Below are 14,325 nucleotides of genomic sequence, written 5' to 3' on the forward strand. Positions count from 1 at the left end.
AGCCCATGAACCTGTTATCCATCGGCCTGTCGGGCCTCAACGCCTCGCAGACGGCGCTGACCACCACCGGCAACAACATCACCAACGTCGACACCCAAGGCTACACGCGCCAGCAGTCGGTGCAGGTCGCCTCGGCGTCGCAGTTCGCCGGCCAGTACTACGTCGGCACCGGTACCACGGTGCAGGACGTTCGCCGCCTCTACAGCCAGTTCCTGGCCAACCAGCTGCGCGGCGCCACGGCGGTGGACAACGATGCGCAGACCTACCTGACCCAGGTGAACCAGGTCGACTCGCTGCTCTCGGACAGCACCACCGGCCTGTCGACAGTGATGCAGAACTTCTTCGCCTCGCTGCAGACGGCCGTCGCCACGCCCACCGACGCGGCCTCGCGCGGCCTGGTGCTGACCCAGGCGAAAAACCTGGCGCAGCGTTTCAACTCCATCTCCACCCAGCTCGGCACGCAGAACAGCTACGTCAATACGCAGATGGAAAGCCTGGCCGGGCAGGTCACTGACCTCGCCAAGACCATTGCCGGCTACAACCAGGCGATCACCGCGGCCTCGGCCAGCGGCGCCAGCGTCAACGACCTTCTGGACAAGCGCGACCAGGCGGTGGTGCAGCTGTCGAGCATGGTCGGCGTGAGCGTCGTGCAGCAGGGCAGTGCCTACAACCTCTACCTCGGTTCCGGGCAACCGCTGGTGGTCGGCAGCAACGCCTCGACCCTCAGCGCCGGCCCCAGCGCCAACAACCCGTCGCAGGACAGCCTGACCCTGACCAGCGGCAGCGTCGATGTCGATGTCACCTCGGTGGTCACCGGTGGCCAGATGGGCGGCCTGCTGCGCTATCGCACCGATGTGCTGGACACCACCCAGAACGAACTGGGGCGCATGGCGGTGGTGCTCGCCGATACCTTCAACAGCCAGCTGGGCCAGGGCCTGGACCTCAACGGCAATTTCGGCGCCGAACTGTTCAAGGACATCAACGACCCGAGCGTGATCGGCAACCGCAGCCTGGCCAACGCGCACAACGTCGGCACCGGCAACCTGAACGTCAGCATCGACGACAGCAGCGCCCTGACCACCAGCGACTACGAAGTGACCTTCACTTCGGCCACCGGTTATTCGGTGCGTCGTCTGTCCGATGGCCAGTCGATGGGCACCGGCGACCTCACCGACAGCCCGCCGAAGGATTTCGACGGCTTCAGCCTGAGCCAGCAGAGCGTCGGCACCATCCAGGCAGGCGACCGTTTCACGGTGATCCCGACGCGCACCGCCGCCTCCGACATCGGCGTCACCATGACAGATGCCAACCGCCTGGCCTTCGCCGCGCCCGTGGTCGGTTCCACCACCACCGGCAACATCGGCAGCGGCGCCATCAGCGGCACCAGCCTCACCACGCAGCTCGACGCCAGCAACAGCGCCACGCTGCCGGCGGCCATCCAGGCCGGGCTGCCGGTCAAGCTGGTGTTCGACGCCGCCAGCGGCGGCACCCAGGGCTATACCGTCTACGATTCGGCGGGCAACTCCCTGGGCACCGGCAGCATCGTGCCGGGGCAGAGCAACGACATTGCCGTGAACCTGGCCGGCCCGCCGGCGTTCAGCCTGCAGACCACCATCGCTGGCTATCCGGGACAGAACGACAGCTTCACCCTGGCTTTCAACGCCAATGGCGATGCCGACAAGACCAACGGCCAGAAGCTCATCGACCTGCAGAGCACCAAGACGGTCGGCAGCGGCACGGGCAGCGGCAGTGGCATGAGCCTCACCGGTGCCTACGCCAGCCTTACCGAGAACGTCGGCGCCACGGCCAACCAGGCGAAGCTCGATGCTACGGCGACCGACGCGGTGCTGACCCAGTCGCAAAGCAACCGCGACTCGCTGTCGGCGGTGAACCTCGACGAGGAAGCGGCGAACCTGGTGAAGTTCCAGCAGTACTACACGGCCTCCGCGCAGATCATCAAGACCGCGCAGACGCTCTTCGACACCCTGATCAACAACATCTGAGGCGGCCGTGATGCGTATTTCCACCCCGCAGATCTTCAACTCCAACATCGACGGTTACCAACGCGGCTACGCCAGCATCGCCAAGACCCAGGAACAGATTTCCAGCGGCGTGCGCATCCAGACACCGGCGGACGACCCGGTCGGCGCCGCGCGCTTGCTGCAACTGCAACAGCAGCAGGCGCTGCTGACCCAGTACAGCGGCAACATGACCACCGCGACCAACAGCCTGAACCAGGAACAGAGCGTTCTCGATTCGATCAACAGTGCGCTGCAGCGCGCCCGCGAACTGACGCTGTCGGCTGGCGACGGTTCGCTGACCGACGAGGACCGCGGCGCGCTGAGCGACGAGCTTGGGCAGATCCAGAACCAGCTGCTGACCCTGATGAACAGCAAGGACGCCAGCGGCAACTACCTGTTCTCCGGCAGCAAGAGCACTGTGCAGCCCTTCGTGCAGAACGCCGACGGCAGCTACAGCTACCAGGGCGACCAGAGCGCGCTGGACCTGCAGGTGTCCGACAACCTGCTGATGCCGATCAGAGACAGTGGCTGGGGCATCTTCGAGATGGCCGCCAACGCCAGTCGCACCACCAGCTCGCTGACCACCAACCCGAACGCCGACGGCGTGCAGCGAGCGTTCCTCTCGCAGGGCACGGTGACCGACAACACCAGCTACAACGCCGACTTCCGTAGCGGCGCGCCCTACACCTTGAAGGTGCTCAGCGGGACGCAGTACCAGATCCTCGACAGTGGCGGCAACGACGTCACCGCCGAGGCCAATACCAATGGCACCTTCGACGCGACCTCCAGCGACAGCAACACCATCCTGTTCCGCGGCTCGCAGTTCCAGCTCGACGTGTCACTGGCCAAGGGCGACGATCCCACCCAGATGAACACCCTGGTCGGCGGCTACAGCTTCAGCTTCGGTACCGCACCCGATGCCATGGCGATCAAGCGCAACGCGTCGAACACCTCGGCCGCGCAGATCACCAGCGCCACGGTCAGCAACACCACGGCCTACAACACCCAGTTCCCCAATGGTGGCGTGCAGCTGAAGTTCACCAGTGCCACGACCTACGATGTCTACGCGCTGCCGACCAGCCCCAGCGCCACGCCGATGACCAGCGGAAGCCTTGGCGCCACTTTCCCGCAGACCATCACCGTCGGCGGGGTCGACTTGTCGATCAGCGCGGCGCCGAACACTGGCGACCAGTTCAGCATCACCGCCACCTCGCCGGAACGGCAGAACATCCTCAATACCCTGGGCGACCTGCGCAAGGCGCTGGATACCTCGACCACCAACAACCCCCAGGCCCAACTGGCCATTCGCGACATGGTCGCCAGCGCCGTGAGCAACATCGACAACGGCATGAACCAGGTGCTCAGCACCCAGTCGTCGATCGGCTCGCGGCTTAACACCATCGACCTGCTCGGCCAGGAGAACCAGAGCCTGAGCCTGACCAACACCACCACGCAGTCGTCGATCCGCGACACCGACATGGCCTCGGCCACCTCGCAGCTGGTGCTGCAGCAGACCATGCTGGAGGCCGCGCAGGCGGCGTTCGCGCGAATCAGCCAGCTGAGCCTGTTCAACAAGCTCTGAGGTTTTCCAGCGGACATGAAAAAGGGGATGCCATCGGGCATCCCCTTTTTCATTGGCCTGAGGGTCAGGCTTTCTTCAGGCGGAGGAGGGTGAGGCGGTTGTCGAGCTGCTCGTGCAGGCCCAGGGCCGCCTTGTGCGGCAACTTCTGGTGGTCGTGCAGCAGGAACCCGTGGCGGTTGGCCTGGCCCAGGTACCACTCGGCGTCGCGGTAGCGGCCGGCCTGGTCGTGGGACAGGTTCCAGCGGGCATCCATGATGTCCAGCAGCAGCAGGTCGCCTCGGTGTCCGCCGAGGCTCGCGAGCACGGCGCTGAACTGTTCGTCGTTGAGGCGGCCGAGGATGTCGCCCAGCACCAGGTTCGCGGTCGGGAAGCGCCGCGAAAGATCGGCCAGGGCGTCGTTGCCGAGTTCGATGTCGAGCCCGCGTTGCAGGTCGTGGGCCAGCAGGCGGCCGTCGGCGACGCGCAGCTCCAGGGTCGGGGTGTCACCCAGGTAAGCCTGCAGGTAGTCCGGAATCGACCATCCGCAGGGCGCTTGCCCGGGAACCAGCGGTACGCGTGATTTCCACTCGCGGTGTGCAGCGACTCCACGCTCGTAGAATCCTTTGCGCTCCTGCAGCGGCAGCAGCAGGTAGTTGGATGCGTTGACCAGTTCGAACACGCGATGCACGCGGTAACCGTTGTGCGCGACCCAGGCCAGGAACGGCGACTTGTTGGCGTTGGCGATCTCGATCAGCAGCAGCGGTCGGGCCCGCTGGATGAGCGCCTGGGCGCCGGCCAGGACTTCCAGCTCCATGCCTTCCACGTCGATCTTCAGCAGGTCGATGTCGGCATCCGGGAACAGCCGGTCCAGGGTCTCGACTTCGATCTGACCGTGTTCGTCGTTCTTCAGGCTGGTGGCGCCGAGGTTGCTCGTGTCGATCCGGTCGAGGCTCGCGCGGCCACTGCTGGCGCCGATGCCAAGACGATGGATGCCGTAGCGTGACGGTTCGATCTCGTTGATGCGGAAGTTCACTTCCAATTGCTCGGCGATGTGCTCGGCCGGCTCGAAGCAGTGGATCTCCGCCGCTTCGCCGATGCAGGCGAAGAACAGGGCGTGGTTGCCGATGTTGCTGCCCACGTCCAGTATCCGCGCCTGTTTCGGCAGGCAGAGCAGGGTCTCGGAGAGTTCCGCGACCTCGAAGAAATGCTCGCGGGCGAGCTGGTTCTGGATCAGGTCCAGGGTATTGCCGAGGCGGAAGTGCACCTGCTGCCCGCCGAAAGGCACGCTGGCGATGACGTCGTTGTCGCGGCAGAAGTCGCTGAACACCCGGTTGATCGCGTTGCGCCAGTCGGTGCCGGTGGCCGAGCGCGGCCCGGTGGAGTGCTGGCCGCGGACATTGAGGAACAGCGGCCGGTCGATCTTGATGCAGCGATTTTCCTTCCACACGCGCAGGTAGTAATCGAAGTCCTCGCCGGTATCCATCTCCGTGTCGAACGGGTAGGCGGCGGCGACTTCCTGGCGGACGAAGTGACCCATTTGCAGGGTCAGGTAAGGGTCGTTGAGCAACAGCTGTTCGAGGGTCGTCAGCGGACTGATCTGCTGCGGCCGCCGTTGTGCCTGCTGCGATTGCAGGTCGGCGACGTAGATCGCGCCCCAGATGCCGTCCTGCTCCTGGAGCAGGTCAGCCACTTCGAGGAAGGCGCTTTCGACCATCAGGTCGTCGGCGTCGAGGAAGAACAGCCAGTCGGCGCCTTTCTCGCCGGCCGCGGCGACGGCAAGATTGCGCGCCCGCGAGCGGCCCAGGCCCTGGCTGTCGTCCTGGATCAGGATCTCGATGTCATCGAAGGCTCCGGTGCCCTGTGCCTTGGCGCGCTCCACGGAGGCTGCGGCGCGTTGGGCGAGTTCCAGGTGTCCCGGTCCGACCGGGATGATGACGCAGCACTTCATGCGATTGATCCTTCTTGGAGAATGCCGTCGCCGCGCAATTGCCCGGCCACTCGAGTCAGGACATCGTCCCATTCGTTCAGTTTGTGGTTACGTACCCGCCGCACGCTCGGATACCAGTAGCTGGGGCCTTCCTCCAGCCCCCAGCGCCAGTTCGGATTCAGCGGGAGCAGGGCATAGGTCGGCACGCCAATCGCGCCCGCCAGGTGCACGGTGGTGTTGTCGATGCTCACCACGGCGTCCAGGGCCGCGATCTGGGCCGCCTGGCGGTCCATGTCGTGCAGCGGATTGACGCTCTCGTCGTGATGGATCTCGAAACCGTTCTCGCGGGCTCTTTCGCGCTCGGTGCTGGTGTCGCCGTATTGCAGGTTGACCAGTTGCACATCGGGCTGCGCCGCAAGGATCGCCAGGCTTGGGATAGGGATGATCCGGCTTTGCTTCTCGTTCGAGACGCTGGTGCCGCCGCGCCAGGAAACGCCGATCAGGCGCTTGCCGGGGAAGCGCTGCTGGTAGTCCTGGCGAAGTTCGGCGGCCATGGCCGGGTCGGCCTGCAGGTAATGCGGCTGCCGCGGGAAGCTTTCCAGGTTCGGTCGCAGCAGGGCGGGAAGGCTGCCCATGGGAATCTGATAATCGCTTCTCGGCCAGGTCTGCCGATGCATGACTTGGGCGCCATCCTTTGCGGTGCCCTGCAGTTCGCGGCGAACGAACTGGACCGAGGGGAAGCTGCGGCTGAAGAGGGCATCCAGGCGCTCGTAGATTTCGTAGTGGATGGTGCCGCCCAGCTTGGTCAGCTCTTCGAGCATGCTGGCGAACATGATGTGGTCGCCAATGCCCTGTTCCGCCCAGACCAGCAATGTCTTGCCTTCCAGGGACTCGCCTTGCCAGCGCGGAATGCTGAAGAACTGGTTGTGCTCCTTCTGCACCTCGGCCCAACGCCACTCGTATTGCTGCCAGCCCTGCTCGAACTCGCCCAGGCGCAGCATCAGCAAGGCCAGGTTGTTGTGGGTGGCGACGTGTTCGGGGTCCAGGCGCAGGACCTTGGCATAGGCCTCGAAGGCTTCCCTATAGCGTGCGACCTGTTCTTGGGCGACTGCGTAGTTGAAATTCAACGGCACGCTGTCCGGCGCCTGTTCCAGGCCGAGCTGGCAGCAGGCGACGCTCTCGTGGAAGCGCCCGGTGTTGTAGTAGAGCTGGGCCAGCAGGTTCAGAACCTGGGTCTGCTCGGAGGACGGCAGCGGCTGCTCCAGGGTCCTGAGAATCAGCTGCTCGGCGTCGGCGTGGGCTTCGATGCGATTCAGCGCAGCCAGCAGCAGCTTGAAGCGCCAGAGGTTCGGCTTGGCGTCGTACCACTGCTGTGCCTTCACCAGGTGGCCATTGAAACGCGGGCGCTTGGCCAATTCGTCGAACAGCAGGCTGTCTACCTGGTCGTCCTGAGGCAATGCCAGTGCGTGCTCCACGTGCGGTAGCGCCTCGTCTTCGCGATCACGCTCGAGCAGCAGGGCGGCAAGGTGGGCGTGGGCCAGCGCGAGGTCGGGCAGCAGCTTCAGCAACTGGCGATATAGAGGAATCTTGGCTTCCTCGTCCCCGGTCCGTTCGGCTTCGCCCAGCGCCTGCGCTATACGCTGGACCTGGGCCTGGAGGGTCGGTGTCTGCATGGAGCCTTTACCTTGAAGTGACGTTGCCTTGACGGGATGCAGGAGGGTTGCAAGAAGGGGGCCAGCGCCGCTTTGCAAGAGGGATGGAAAAAAAATTTGAAAAAGGGCTAAAGGCCAGCCGCGTCCCGACGATAACCCTAACGAAGGTTCTCCAGGCCACTTCGGGCGGTTGCCAAGGCTGGGAGCCACAGTTGCCCAAATTACGAGGATCTCGTCATGGCTCTTACTGTTAATACCAACATCGCTTCGCTGTCCGTTCAGAAGAACCTGAGCAAGGCTGCCAACTCGCTGTCGAACTCGATGACCCGCCTGTCCACCGGCCTGCGTATCAACAGCGCCAAGGACGATGCCGCCGGCTCGCAGATTTCCAACCGTCTGACCAGCCAGGTCAAAGGCCTCGATGTGGCGGTGAAGAACGCCCAGGACGCCAACTCCATCGCCCAGGCCGCCGAAGGCGCCCTGCAGGAGTCCACCAACATCCTGCAGCGTATGCGTGAACTGTCCCTGCAGTCGGCCAACGGCTCGAACAGCTCCGAAGACCAGGCTTCCCTGAACCAGGAGTTCAAGTCGCTGACCGCTGAACTGACCCGTATCTCCAAGACCACCACCTTCGGTGGCGGTACTTCCGGTATCAAGCTGCTCGACGGCACCGCCGGCACCAACGGCACCATGACCTTCCAGGTCGGCGCCAACGCCAACGAAACCATCAGCTTCAGCCTCGGCGACATGGGCGCTTCGGCCCTGAAAGGTTCGTCCTCCCTGGCTTCGGTCAACGTAACCCTGACCACCGCCCTGGCCTCGGCCAACGCCGTGACCGCAACTGCCGGTACCATGAAAATCGACGGCACCACCGTGAACATCGCCAAGGGGTCGACCACCAAGGACATCATCAGCGCGATCAACACCAACGTCAGCGGTGTGACTGCCACCACCGACAGCACTGGCACCAAGATCATCCTGCACTCCGGTAGCACCGTAATCGTCAGTGCTGGTAGCGGTGCCACTGCGGCGACCGCCAGCAGCACCAACACCGTTCCGTCGTCCTTCACCGTTCAGCAGCTGGACATCACCACTTCCAAGGGTGCCCAGTCCGCTACCCAGGTGATCGACGCCGCGCTGAAGCAGATCGACACCCAACGCTCCGCCCTGGGTGCCGTGGAAAACCGCCTGGACAGCACCATCTCCAACCTGCAGAACGTGTCGCAGAACGCCACTGCCGCACGTAGCACCATCCAGGACGTGGACTTCGCCTCGGAAACCGCCGAAATGACCAAGCAGCAGACCCTGCAACAGGCCGCCACCGCGGTGCTGGCCCAGGCCAACCAGCTGCCGTCCGGCGTGCTGAAGCTGCTCCAGTAACAGGGGCGCCTGAAGGCAGAAAATGGGGGAAGGGCGCTCGGCGCCCTTCCTTGCTTTGCGTGTGGAGGGTAAAGCCAGATGGATACGAACATCCGCATCACGACTCTGGGCTCCGTCGACACCGTCGGATTCACCGCAGGCCGGTCGACCAGCGCTGCCTCGAGCGGCAACGCCTTGCCGCAGGACGACAAGAATTCGCCTGCCGCCAAACCGTCCGACCTGGGCGAAGCCGTACGCCAGTTGCAGGATCACGCCCAGAGCGTGCAGCGCAACCTGGAGTTTTCGGTGGATGAAGCCAGCGGTGAAACCGTGGTCAAGGTGGTAGCCTCCGATACCGGCGAGCTGATCCGGCAGATTCCGTCCGAGGTCGCACTCAAGTTGGCGGAGAGTCTGAAGGAGTCCGGCAACCTGTTGTTCGAGCGTGCCTGAAAGCTGGCGCGAAACTTGAATGAGACCGGAACAGCGAACGCGGTGACGAAAAACCGCCGGGATTTTGGATAGGAGAGTGCTGAGATGGCTGGGACTTCAATCAATGGGGTGGGCTCCGGGTACGACATCGACTCGATCGTGTCGTCGCTGGTCAACGCCCAGAAGGCTCCGAAGCAGAGTCAGATCACCACTCAGCAGACCAAGGCCAATACCCAGCTCTCGGCGCTCGGCAGCCTGAAGAGTGCGCTGTCGACCTTCCAGACCGCCCTGGAGAAGCTCAACGATTCGAGTTCCTTCGCCGGCCTGGCCGTCAAATCCTCGTCGACCGACGTGCTGACCGCCAAGCTTGGCACCGGCGCTGCGGCGGGCACCTACGCGATCAACGTCACCAGCCTGGCCACCAGCTCCAAGGTTGCCACCCAGTATGTCGGTGCCTCGACCAGCTTCGGCGCCGGCAGCCTGAAGATCACCCAGGGCAGCAGCACCTACAACGTCAACGTTGCAGACGGCTCCAGCCTGTCGACCATTCGCGACAGCATCAACACCCAGCTGAAGTCCAGCGGCATCACCGCCAACATCATTACCGACTCCACCGGCCCGCGCCTGGTGCTCAGCTCCAGCACCACGGGGGCGGGCAGCGACATCAGCATTGCCGCGTCGGGCGACAGCAGCCTGAACGTGCTCAACATCGACGGCTCCGGCACCCAGGCCTCGGCAACTGCCGGTGGCTATGTCTCCGCGCCGGCCGCCAATGCGTCGTACACCATCGACGGGCTGCAGATGTCCAGCAGCACCAATACCATCACCAGCGCAATCAGCGGTGTGGAGTTCGACCTGGTCTCTGCCGGTAAATCGACGGTAACCGTCGACACCAACAAGGACGGTCTGAAGACCTCGATCCAGTCCTTCGTCGACGCCTATAACGCGCTGACGACTTCGATCAACTCGCTGACCAAGGTCACCAACACCACCGACAGCAGCGGCAACGCCACTACCTCGGCTGCGGCCCTGGCAGGCGACGCCATGACCCGTAACCTGGTAAGCGGCCTGCGCGACCAGCTGGTGGGTACTTCGGCAAGTGGCGGGACCATCAAGCTGCTCTCGCAACTGGGCATTGCCACGCAGAACGATGGCACCCTCGATATCGATGACACCAAGCTGGACAAGGCGCTGAACAACAACTTCGCCTCGGTGCAGGGCTTCTTTACCGGCAGCGGCGGCCTGCTCGATCGCATGACCAGCAGCCTGAAGAGCTACACGCAGAGCAACGGCCTGCTCGATCAGCGCACTTCGAACTTGAACCAGGCCCTGAGCGACCTTGCGACCCAGCAAACCACGCTGGATAACCGCATGGACAAGCTGAACACCACGCTGATGGCCAAGTACAACGCCATGGACAGCCTGGTCGCCCAGCTCAAGTCCACCAGCAGCAGCGTGCTGACCACGCTGAACGCGCTGAACAACAAGAACAGCTCCAGCAGCTGATCCGGCTTCCCTTCGAACGGCTGGAATGGCGCAAGTCGCATTCCAGCCGCTTTCCTCCTAAAGATTCCCGTAACATCGCCGATACCCTGGATACCAACGATCTGATCGTTCAAGGAATCAAGGGGATATCGCATGAATGCCATGGCTGCGCTGCGCCAGTACCAGAACGTCAACACCCAGTCCGCGGTGCACGACGCTTCGCCTCATCGTCTGATCCAGATGCTGATGGAAGGTGGCCTGAGCCGTATCGCCCAGGCCAGGGGCTCCATGGAGCGCGAAGAGTTCGCGCAGAAGGGCATGCTGATCGCCAAGACCGTCGCTATCATCGGCGGCCTGCGCGAAGCGCTGAATTTCGAAGTCGGTGGTGAGCTGGCGCACAACTATGCCAATCTCTACGACTACATGAGCCGTCGCCTGGGCGAGGCCAACCGCAGTAACGACGTGGAAATCCTCGATGAGGTCTCCGGCCTGCTGCGTACCCTTAAGGAAGGCTGGGACGCTGTCGCCCAATAACGACGGACCGCCAGGAGATACCGACCATGACCCTCGCCGTCGAGCGAATCGAACAGACCCGCGCTGCCCTGGGCACCGCACTGGCCGATCAGGACTGGGAAGCCGTCGCACGGCTCGACCTGGAGTGCCGCCAGCATGTCGACGCCGCCATGCTCGAGCCGATGGATGATGACAGCGACCTCAAGCGCAGCCTCGAAGGCTTGCTGATGCTCTATCGCCAGCTGGTCCAGGAAGTCACGCGGCAGCGCGAGAACGTCGCCGAGGAAATCATTCGGGTGAACCGTTCGCACAAGGGCGCGAAGGTCTACCAGCTCTTCGGTTGATCCGGTCGGGTCGCCCGTTCGGCGCGGCCCTTCTTTCCGACATTGCCGCCGCGCAGCCGAGCGAGTAAGTTCTTCTTCGTCGGAAACAACGAGAAAAACACGCCATTAATTTGACTGCTGCCACATTTTTGACTTTACTAGTGGCCAGTTGATGGCAGTTCGTTTCTGCCTTTCCCTTCCAGTCGCCGGTCATCGGCCCTCCAAGCCATCGGAAGATAAGAGCAACATGTGGCGTGAAACCAAGATCCTGCTGATTGACGACAACGCCGAGCGTTGCCACGAACTCTCGGTCATCCTCAACTTCCTTGGCGAGGACCAGCTGTCCTGCCGCAGCCGTGACTGGCGCCTGACCGTCGACCCGTTGCCCAATGGCAGCCGCGACGTGCTCTGCGTGCTGGTCGGCAACATCGAAAACAAGGGTGGGGCGCTGGAGCTGCTCAAGCAGCTCGCCGCCTGGGACGAATACCTGCCGGTGCTGCTGATCGGCGAACCGGCGCCGACGGACTGGCCGGAAGAGCTGCGCCGCCGCGTGCTGGCCAGCCTGGAAATGCCGCCCAGCTACAACAAGCTGCTCGACTCCCTGCACCGCGCCCAGGTCTATCGCGAGATGTACGACCAGGCGCGCGAGCGTGGCCGCCAGCGCGAGCCCAACCTGTTCCGCAGCCTGGTCGGCACCAGCCGCGCCATCCAGCAGGTTCGGCAGATGATGCAACAGGTCGCCGACACCGACGCCAGCGTGCTGATCCTCGGCGAGTCCGGCACCGGCAAGGAAGTGGTGGCGCGCAACCTGCACTACCACTCCAAGCGCCGCGACGCGCCTTTCGTCCCGGTGAACTGCGGGGCGATCCCGGCGGAGCTGCTGGAAAGCGAACTCTTCGGTCATGAGAAGGGCGCCTTCACCGGCGCCATCACGACCCGCGCCGGCCGCTTCGAGCTGGCCAACGGCGGCACCCTGTTCCTCGACGAGATCGGCGACATGCCGCTGCCGATGCAGGTCAAGCTGCTGCGCGTGCTGCAGGAGCGCACCTTCGAACGTGTGGGCAGCAACAAGACGCAGAACGTCGACGTGCGCATCATCGCCGCGACCCACAAGAACCTGGAGAAGATGATCGAGGGCGGCAGTTTCCGCGAGGACCTGTACTACCGCCTGAACGTCTTCCCCATCGAGATGGCGCCGCTGCGCGAGCGCGTGGAAGACATCCCGCTGCTGATGAACGAGCTGATCTCGCGCATGGAGCACGAGAAACGCGGCTCGATCCGTTTCAACTCCGCCGCCATCATGTCGCTCTGCCGCCACGACTGGCCGGGCAACGTGCGCGAGCTGGCCAACCTGGTCGAGCGCCTGGCGATCATGCATCCCTATGGGGTGATCGGCGTCGGCGAGCTGCCGAAGAAATTCCGTCACGTCGACGACGAGGACGAGGATCTGGCCACCAGCCTGCGCGAGGAACTGGAAGAGCGTGCGGCCATCACCGCCGGTCTGCCGGGCCTGGATTCGCCGGCGATGCTGCCGGCAGAGGGCATCGACCTCAAGGACTACCTCGCCAACCTCGAGCAGGGGCTGATCCAGCAGGCGCTGGACGATGCCAACGGCGTAGTTGCCCGTGCCGCCGAGCGTTTGCGCATCCGCCGCACCACCCTGGTGGAGAAAATGCGCAAGTACGGCATGAGCCGGCGCGAGGAGGAAATGGCGGAGGATTGACGCCTTCGCCATGCTCCATTTCTTAAGTGCCTGAAAATAAAGGAATAAATTTTAGGCACGCGGTTTGCTAAGACTCTTCCAGCCGACGCTTCGATGACGTCGGGTGGAAGAGAGAGCCGCATGATGCAAGCCGTATCCCAGCAGTCCGAGCCGACCTCCAGCGAAAGCATGGAGGAGAGCAGCCGTGCCAATCTGGAACAGGCCTTCGCCCTGTTCAACCAGATGGGCAACCAGCTCAGCCAGTCCTACAGCATGCTGGAAGCGCGCGTCAGCGAGCTGAAGGGCCAGCTCGCCCTGGTCAGCGCCCAGCGCATGCAGGAATTGGCCGAGAAGGAGCGCCTGGCCAACCAGCTGCAAAGCCTGCTCGACCTGCTGCCCGGCGGCGTCATCGTCATCGACGGCCAGGGTGTGGTGCGCGAGGCCAACCCGGCGGCGATCGGTTTCCTCGGCCAACCACTCATAGGCATGCTCTGGCGCCAGGTCATCGCGCGCTGCTTCGCCCCGCGCAAGGACGACGGCCACGAGATTTCCCTGCGCGACGGACGCCGCCTGTCCATCGCCACCCGCTCGCTCGACGGCGAGCCCGGGCAATTGGTGCTGCTCAACGACCTGACTGAAACCCGTCGCCTGCAGGATCAGCTGGCGCGTCACGAACGCCTGTCCGCGCTGGGGCGGATGGTCGCTTCGCTGGCCCACCAGATCCGCACGCCGCTGTCTGCCGCCATGCTCTATGCCAGCCACCTGAGCGAGCACGAGCTGCCGCTGGAACAGCAACAGCGTTTCGCCGGGCGCCTAAAGGAGCGCCTGCACGAACTGGAAAACCAGGTGCGCGACATGCTGGTGTTCGCCCGTGGCGAACTGCCGCTGCCGGACCGCCTGAGCCCCTCTGAACTCTTCGCCAGCCTGCGCGCCGCCGCCGACCCTCATGTCGCCGGCCTGCAACTGCGCTGGCAGTGCGACGCCCGCCACGGCGAGTTGCTGTGCAATCGCGACACCCTGGTCGGCAGCGTGCTCAACCTGCTGCACAACGCCATCCAGGCAGGCGGCAGCAATGTGCGCCTCAAGGTGCACCTGTTCGCCCGCGGCGACTGCCTGCGCCTGGCGATCAGCGACAGCGGCCCGGGCATGGACGCCAGCACCCTGGCGCGCCTGGGCGAGCCTTTCTTCACCACCAAGAACACCGGCACCGGCCTCGGCGTGGCGGTGGTCAAGGCCGTTGCCAAGGCCCACCAGGGCGCGCTGCAGCTGCGCTCGCGGCCCGGCCGCGGCACCTGCGCCATCCTCGACCTGCCGCTGATCGCGGCGGCCGTTCGCGAACACAAGGAATAACCG

11 protein-coding genes are annotated in these 14,325 nt (G+C 64.2%); 9 read left to right on the forward strand and 2 right to left on the reverse strand.

The genetic code is table 11. The annotated features are described in order from the left end of the window. The first annotated feature begins 5 nt into the window (after window positions 1-5). Window positions 6-2,003: a flagellar hook-associated protein FlgK gene (gene flgK, locus PKB_RS08110; RefSeq protein ID WP_043250624.1), complete on the forward strand. Its 1,998-nt coding sequence runs from the start codon at window positions 6-8 to the stop codon at window positions 2,001-2,003. A 10-nt stretch (window positions 2,004-2,013) separates the two neighbouring features. Beyond that, window positions 2,014-3,603, forward strand: a complete 1,590-nt coding sequence (locus PKB_RS08115) for a flagellar hook-associated protein 3 (protein ID WP_043250626.1) — start codon at window positions 2,014-2,016, stop codon at window positions 3,601-3,603. 64 nt (window positions 3,604-3,667) lie between these two features. Here PKB_RS08115 and PKB_RS08120 read toward each other — a convergent pair whose 3' ends face one another. Together PKB_RS08120 and PKB_RS08125 are read right to left on the reverse strand one after the other, a co-directional pair. Then, entirely contained in the window at window positions 3,668-5,530 is a 1,863-nt protein-coding gene (locus PKB_RS08120; protein WP_043250628.1) for an FkbM family methyltransferase, read from the reverse strand. Next, window positions 5,527-7,182 (reverse strand): tetratricopeptide repeat-containing glycosyltransferase family protein, encoded by a 1,656-nt coding sequence (locus tag PKB_RS08125; protein ID WP_043250631.1) that lies wholly within the window; start codon window positions 7,180-7,182, stop codon window positions 5,527-5,529. The genes PKB_RS08120 and PKB_RS08125 overlap by 4 nt, the downstream gene beginning before the upstream one ends. Before the next feature lie 216 nt (window positions 7,183-7,398). Here PKB_RS08125 and PKB_RS08130 point away from each other — a divergent pair, with 216 nt between their 5' ends. The 7 genes from PKB_RS08130 (at window position 7,399) to PKB_RS08160 (ending at window position 14,322) form a co-directional block, all read left to right on the forward strand. Then, complete coding sequence (locus PKB_RS08130; RefSeq protein ID WP_043250633.1) at window positions 7,399-8,541, forward strand: flagellin N-terminal helical domain-containing protein; 1,143 nt, start codon at window positions 7,399-7,401, stop codon at window positions 8,539-8,541. Window positions 8,542-8,619: 78 nt separating this feature from the next. Continuing rightward, complete coding sequence (locus tag PKB_RS08135) at window positions 8,620-8,970, forward strand: flagellar protein FlaG (RefSeq protein WP_043250635.1); 351 nt, start codon at window positions 8,620-8,622, stop codon at window positions 8,968-8,970. Between the two features lie 84 nt (window positions 8,971-9,054). Beyond that, the gene (fliD, locus tag PKB_RS08140; RefSeq protein ID WP_043250638.1) at window positions 9,055-10,455 is read left to right on the forward strand and encodes a flagellar filament capping protein FliD; all 1,401 of its coding nucleotides are present in this window, start codon (window positions 9,055-9,057) and stop codon (window positions 10,453-10,455) included. A 132-nt stretch (window positions 10,456-10,587) separates the two neighbouring features. After that, on the forward strand, window positions 10,588-10,968 hold the full coding sequence (gene fliS, locus PKB_RS08145; RefSeq protein WP_043250639.1) for a flagellar export chaperone FliS: 381 nt from the start codon (window positions 10,588-10,590) through the stop codon (window positions 10,966-10,968). A gap of 26 nt (window positions 10,969-10,994) precedes the next feature. Continuing rightward, window positions 10,995-11,291 carry a flagellar protein FliT gene (fliT, locus tag PKB_RS08150; protein ID WP_043250641.1) on the forward strand — a complete coding sequence of 99 codons (297 nt, stop codon included), beginning with the start codon at window positions 10,995-10,997 and terminating at the stop codon, window positions 11,289-11,291. A gap of 226 nt (window positions 11,292-11,517) precedes the next feature. Beyond that, entirely contained in the window at window positions 11,518-12,993 is a 1,476-nt protein-coding gene (locus PKB_RS08155) for a sigma-54 dependent transcriptional regulator (RefSeq protein WP_043250644.1), read from the forward strand. Window positions 12,994-13,116: 123 nt separating this feature from the next. After that, window positions 13,117-14,322: a sensor histidine kinase gene (locus PKB_RS08160; RefSeq protein WP_043257051.1), complete on the forward strand. Its 1,206-nt coding sequence runs from the start codon at window positions 13,117-13,119 to the stop codon at window positions 14,320-14,322. The last annotated feature ends 3 nt before the right edge of the window (window positions 14,323-14,325 follow it).

The sequence above is a fragment of the Pseudomonas knackmussii B13 genome (assembly GCF_000689415.1).
Classification (GTDB): Bacteria; Pseudomonadota; Gammaproteobacteria; order Pseudomonadales; family Pseudomonadaceae; genus Pseudomonas; species Pseudomonas knackmussii.